Source organism: Virgibacillus sp. (assembly GCF_013393565.1).
GTDB lineage: Bacteria > Bacillota > Bacilli > Bacillales > Amphibacillaceae > Virgibacillus > Virgibacillus dokdonensis.
This window is the reverse complement of sequence record NZ_JABXHF010000116.1, coordinates 1-5,936: the sequence shown is the minus strand read 5'-3', so window position 1 is coordinate 5,936 and position 5,936 is coordinate 1. Positions and strand designations below refer to the sequence as shown.

Below are 5,936 nucleotides of genomic sequence, written 5' to 3'. Positions count from 1 at the left end.
TTTGGCAACCTGCCGATACTCTTCAATGGTACTTCCTGCTATATTAGCAATTATTGGTATTGAAAATGAAGCGAGAAATGGCACCTCTGTTGCAATGATTTTTTTTACGCCAGGATTTTGTAGTCCAATAGCATTTAACATTCCAGCAGACGTTTCCGCTACCCGAGGCGTGGGGTTACCAAACCTAGACTCCATTGTTGCTGCTTTCATAATAACTGCGCCCAGTATACTAAGATCATAAAAATCACTATATTCTCTACCGAATCCAAAACAGCCAGAAGCTGGCATGATTGGGTTCTTTAGTAATAAACCTGGTAATTCCACTGCTAGACTCATTTTAGTTGCACCTCCTCTGCTGAGAAAACAGGGCCATCCTGGCATATTTTTTTATATCCTCCATGATCATCTGTTGGAATGACACAAGCAAAGCATGCTCCTACTCCACATCCCATCCGTTCCTCAAGAGATAGATATCCTGGAATATTATTCCAACATTCTTTTACTGCCTGCAGCATTGGCAGTGGCCCACAGGAGTAATACTCGTCAATAGAAGGTAGTGCCTCCTTGGAAATATCGGTAACAAATCCTGTTTCACCGTAAGAACCGTCATTCGTTACAACAATCGTTTTCCCTAACTCTTGAAACTTCCCTTCATAAAACACATGTTCCTTCGATTGGAAACCTAGTACAGCGGTTATCGTCACTCCGCTTTCTGTTAATTTTTTAGCTAAGTAGTAAAGTGGTGGCACACCTATGCCTCCCCCGACGATTAAAACCGAATTCTTGGTAGCATTCACTAGTGGAAATCCATTTCCATTCGGACCTAACACGTCAATGACATCACCAATTTGATAAGTGGATAGCTTTCTTGTACCTTCACCAAGTATTTTAAACAAAATCGTAACTGTATGAACAGAAGGATCAGCATCAGCAATGGAAATGGGACGTCTGAGCATATGTCCATCAACATGTAAATGAAGGAATTGCCCAGGAACTGCTATTTGACTGACAGCCTTATTTTCAAGCACCATCTCAACTGTATCAAGGGCAACGGTTTGTTTTGATTTAATCTTTAAAAGTTGTTGCATTAGATCACGACCTTTTTCTGTTCCATTGGTTTAGCTTGAAACGTCATCGAATCTATAATGTACAAAATTGCATTTGCTGTATCTAAATTCGTTAAACAAGCAATGCCATGTTCTACAGATTCCCTCCGAATTCGAAAACCGTCAGAGCGCGGTTGTTTTCCAGAAGTTAATGTGTTAATAACATATTGAACTTCCCCATTCTCAATAACAGAAAGCACATTTGGTTGTTGTGAACCAATTTTACCTACTTTTGTTACAGGAATATCGTTTCGTTGAATATAGTCAGCGGTACCTTCTGTTGCATACAATTGAAAGCCTAGTTGATGGAATCGCTTAGCAATATCGATCATCTCTTCTTTATCTTTGTCTGCTACCGTTAATAATACACTTCCTTCCTGCGGTAATGTAAGCCCAGAAGCGATTAAGCCTTTGTATAGTGCTTTTTCTAATGTTTTATCATAACCAATTGCCTCACCCGTTGATTTCATTTCTGGTCCTAAGATCGTATCTACACTGCGTAACTTCTCAAAGGAAAAAACCGGAACCTTTACGGACACTTGTTCATCTTCTGGCAATATGCCCGTTTCATACCCCATATCCGTAAGCTTTTCCCCTAGGATACATTTGGTTGCTAAATTTGCCATCGTTACACCAGTAATTTTACTTAAAAATGGGATCGTCCGACTTGCTCTTGGATTCACTTCTAATACGTACACTTGTCCATCGCTAACAATAAATTGAATATTAATTAACCCTTTTACTTGTAATGCATGAGAAATTTTTGTAGCTGCGTGTAAGCATTGATTTTTTACGTTTTGACTTAATCGTTGTGGTGGATAAACAGCGATAGAATCTCCAGAGTGAACTCCTGCTCGTTCAATATGCTCCATAATCCCTGGAACAATAACTGTTTCCCCATCACTAATTGCATCTACTTCTACTTCTAACCCAGTAATATATTTATCAATTAATATCGGATGTTGGTCATTTATATGCCCTGTTTTTGCTAAATAAGCTGCAAGCTCTGCATCATTGTGAACAATTTCCATTCTTGCTCCACCAATGACATAAGACGGACGAACTAGTACAGGATAACCTATGGACATAGCTACTTCTTTAGCCCGCTCCATCTTCATGACTGTTTTCCCTTTAGGGCGTAATAACTGTAACTGATCGACAAGTAATTCAAATTTATCTCTGTCTTCTGCTTGATCAATGGCTCGTAAGCTCGTTCCTAATATCTCCACTCCCCGACGCTCTAACCCAGCTGCAAGATTAATGGCCGTTTGACCGCCAAACTGAACAATAACTCCTTCAGGCTGCTCCAGTTCAATGACATGCATGACATCTTCTAAAGTAAGCGGTTCAAAATACAATTTGTCTGAAATGCTAAAATCCGTTGATACTGTTTCAGGATTATTATTCATAATGATTGCTTCGTATCCCATTTCTTTTAAAGCCAATACGGAGTGCACTGTAGCGTAATCAAACTCAATTCCTTGCCCAATTCGAATTGGACCTGAACCAAGTACAAGCACTTTTTTACGATTAGATGCAAGAGATTCATTTTCCATTTCATAGGTGCTGTAAAAATAAGGCGTTTCCGAAGCAAATTCAGCCGCACAGGTGTCTACCATTTTATATACAGGAAGAATCTCATGTTTTTTGCGCAAAGCGTAGACTTCATCTTCCGCTTTTCCCCATAAGCGGGCGATATGTGGATCAGAAAACCCACGCTCTTTTGCTTGTCTTAGTATGTCAGGAGATTCTACATACTCCAGCAAAGCCTCTTCCATTGCAATTAATTTTTGTAATTTCACTAAGAAAAATCGGTCAATCTTCGTAATTTGAAAAATATCTTCAATCGTCATGTTTCTTCGAAGTGCTTCTGCTAATACAAAGATTCGTTCATCATCCGCTTTTTTCATTCGTGCCTGCAAAGCTTGTTCATCTAATGTCGTTAAGTTTTCTAGCCACAATTCATCTGTTCCTATATCCAAAGAACGAACGCCTTTTAACAGAGATTCTTCAAAATTCCTTCCAATTGCCATTACTTCCCCAGTTGCTTTCATCTGTGTTCCTAATTTCCGATCTCCTGTAGTAAATTTGTCAAATGGGAAACGTGGAATTTTCGTAACCACATAATCAAGTGTTGGCTCAAAGCATGCATATGTTTTACCAGTAATCGGATTAATAATTTCATCAAGTGTTAAACCAACAGCAATTTTTGCTGCCATCTTTGCAATTGGGTAACCAGTAGCTTTTGATGCTAATGCAGATGATCTACTCACTCGTGGATTCACTTCGATAATGTAATATTGAAAGCTATTCGGATCTAGAGCAAGCTGAACATTACATCCTCCTTCTATTTCTAAAGCACGGATAATCTTCAAGGAAGCATTACGTAATAGCTGATATTCACGATCACTTAATGTTTGCGATGGAGCAACGACTATAGAGTCCCCTGTATGAATACCAACCGGATCAATATTTTCCATGTTACACACAACGATCGCTTGGTCGTTCTTGTCACGCATCACTTCATATTCGATCTCTTTGAATCCAGCAATGTTCTTTTCGATTAAACATTGATGAACCGGAGAAAGTTTTAAGCCGTTATGAGCAATTGTTAGCAACTCATCCCTCGTATTACACATACCTCCGCCAGTGCCTCCTAATGTATAGGCAGGACGGACTATAACAGGGTAACCTATTTTATCGGCAAATGCACAAGCTTCCTCCACCGTATGAACAATTTGGCTCGCAGGAACAGGCTCATTTAATTCATACATTAAATCTCTAAATCTTTCACGGTCTTCCGCTTTTTGGATAGCTTGCAAGGAAGTTCCCAATAAAGTTACATTATATTCTTCTAATATCCCTGTTTCATCTAGTGCAACGGCTAAATTCAACCCTGTTTGACCACCTAGTGTTGGTAATAATGCATCTGGTTTCTCCATTCGTATAATTTTAGTTAAAAATTCAACGGTTAACGGTTCCATATATACTTTATCTGCTACTGTATGGTCTGTCATAATTGTTGCTGGGTTAGAATTAGCTAATACAACAGTATAACCTTCTTCTTTTAATGCTTGGCACGCTTGTGTTCCTGAATAATCAAATTCAGCTGCTTGACCAATTACGATTGGACCCGATCCAATTACTAGAATCTTAGACATCAACTTACTTTTAGGCATATACTTCTTCCTCCTTCATCACTTGCTCTGTTAGCTTTAAGAATGAGTCAAATAGATGGTTCGTATCTTCTGGGCCTGGAGAACTCTCTGGATGATATTGTACTGAAAAAGCTGGAAATAATTTATGTTTTATGCCTTCTACGGTACCATCGTTTAACGCTATTTGTGTTAACTCTAAATTTGTTTTTGCAAGCGATGCTCGCTGTACTGCATAACTATGGTTTTGTGAAGTAATATACGTTTTATTTGTAAGTAAGTCTTTTACGGGATGATTTGAACCACGATGCCCAAAAGTCATTTTTTCCGTTTCTGCTCCACAAGCTAAAGCAAGCAGCTGATGGCCTAGACAAATACCGAATACAGGAAGCTTCCCGACAACTTGTTGCAACATATTCATCGTCTCTGGTACATCTTTAGGGTCTCCAGGTCCATTTGTAACAAGTAATCCGTCTGCTTTTAAACGGAGTATGTCTTCTGCTGAATAATTGTAAGGAACAACTGTAATATGACAATTTCTCTTCGTTAATTCACGTAAAATTCCGTGTTTCATTCCACAATCTACCACAACAATCCGTTTACCTCGTCCTGGTACAACATAAGGCTTTAAAGTAGATGTTTTTTGTACTTGATTTTTCGCTAAATCTGTCTTATGTAGTTTCCGCACTATTTCTTCTGAAGGAATAGTAATGTCAGCAATTGCTCCTTTCATTGTCCCCTGTAAACGAATTGTTTTGGTTAATTTTCTCGTATCAATTCCAGCTATTCCAGGAATATGGTTTGCTTTTAAATAATCGTCCAACGTTTCTTCACTGCGGAAATTAGAAGGATATTCAGCAACCTCTTTCACAATAAACCCCTGGATAAATGGTGTTACAGTTTCCATATCATCACGATTAATTCCATAATTACCTGTTAACGGGTAAGTCATCATAACAATTTGTCCGCAATAGGACGGGTCCGTTATTACTTCCTGGTATCCTGTCATTCCTGTATTAAACACGACTTCTCCTATAGCTTCTTGGGTACTACCAAATCCATCACCGATAAAAACAGTTCCATCCTCTAATACTAACTGACGTTTGCCCATTATTTTACCCCCTCATAAACGATGTTTCCATCTGCTATCGTTAGCGTTGGAACACCTTGCACTTCCCACCCATGAAACGGTGTATTTTTTCCCTTAGAATAAAAATTATTTTTATCAATCTTATCTGTTTGTTGTAAATCAATAAGTGTAAGGTCAGCTATAGAGCCTGCTTGCAATGTACCATATGGTAATTCAAATATTTCCGCTGGTTTTGTTGCGAGCCAAGAAACAAGTTGTTGCAAGCTGATTTTTTCCGTCAAAACAAGATGTGTATGGAGTAAGGAAAATGCATGTTCTAAACCTACAATTCCAAACGGAGCCGTTAAGAGTTCTTGTTCTTTTTCTTCCTTTGCATGTGGTGCATGATCCGTTGCAATAAAATCAATCGTACCGTCGATTAATCCATTTAAAAGTGCCTCTTGATCCTGTTTAGATCGTAATGGGGGATTCATTTTAAAATTCGTATTAGCAGTGTGAATATCTGTTTCATTTAACAATAAATGATGTGGTGTTACTTCCGTTGTTACACGAATTCCAGCTCTTTTTGCCTCTCGAATTATTCGT

General features: G+C 38.6%; 5 protein-coding genes. All 5 read right to left on the bottom strand.

The window, feature by feature from the left end; all coding sequences use genetic code 11:
* Positions 1–336, bottom strand: a 336-nt coding sequence (locus HLX49_RS16850) for a beta/alpha barrel domain-containing protein (RefSeq protein WP_483372466.1), incomplete at its 3' end; no start/stop codon positions are given.
* Positions 333–1,088 (bottom strand): dihydroorotate dehydrogenase electron transfer subunit, encoded by a 756-nt coding sequence (locus HLX49_RS16845; protein ID WP_296363354.1) that lies wholly within the window; start codon positions 1,086–1,088, stop codon positions 333–335. The genes HLX49_RS16850 and HLX49_RS16845, both read right to left, overlap by 4 nt.
* The gene (gene carB / locus HLX49_RS16840; RefSeq protein WP_296363352.1) at positions 1,088–4,285 is read right to left on the bottom strand and encodes a carbamoyl-phosphate synthase large subunit; all 3,198 of its coding nucleotides are present in this window, start codon (positions 4,283–4,285) and stop codon (positions 1,088–1,090) included. Before carB ends, HLX49_RS16845 begins: the two co-directional genes overlap by 1 nt.
* Positions 4,278–5,372: a glutamine-hydrolyzing carbamoyl-phosphate synthase small subunit gene (gene carA, locus HLX49_RS16835; protein ID WP_101934032.1), complete on the bottom strand. Its 1,095-nt coding sequence runs from the start codon at positions 5,370–5,372 to the stop codon at positions 4,278–4,280. Before carA ends, carB begins: the two co-directional genes overlap by 8 nt.
* Positions 5,372–5,936: amidohydrolase family protein (locus HLX49_RS16830; protein ID WP_296363348.1), on the bottom strand; the 565-nt coding region annotated here is incomplete at its 5' end. The genes carA and HLX49_RS16830, both read right to left, overlap by 1 nt.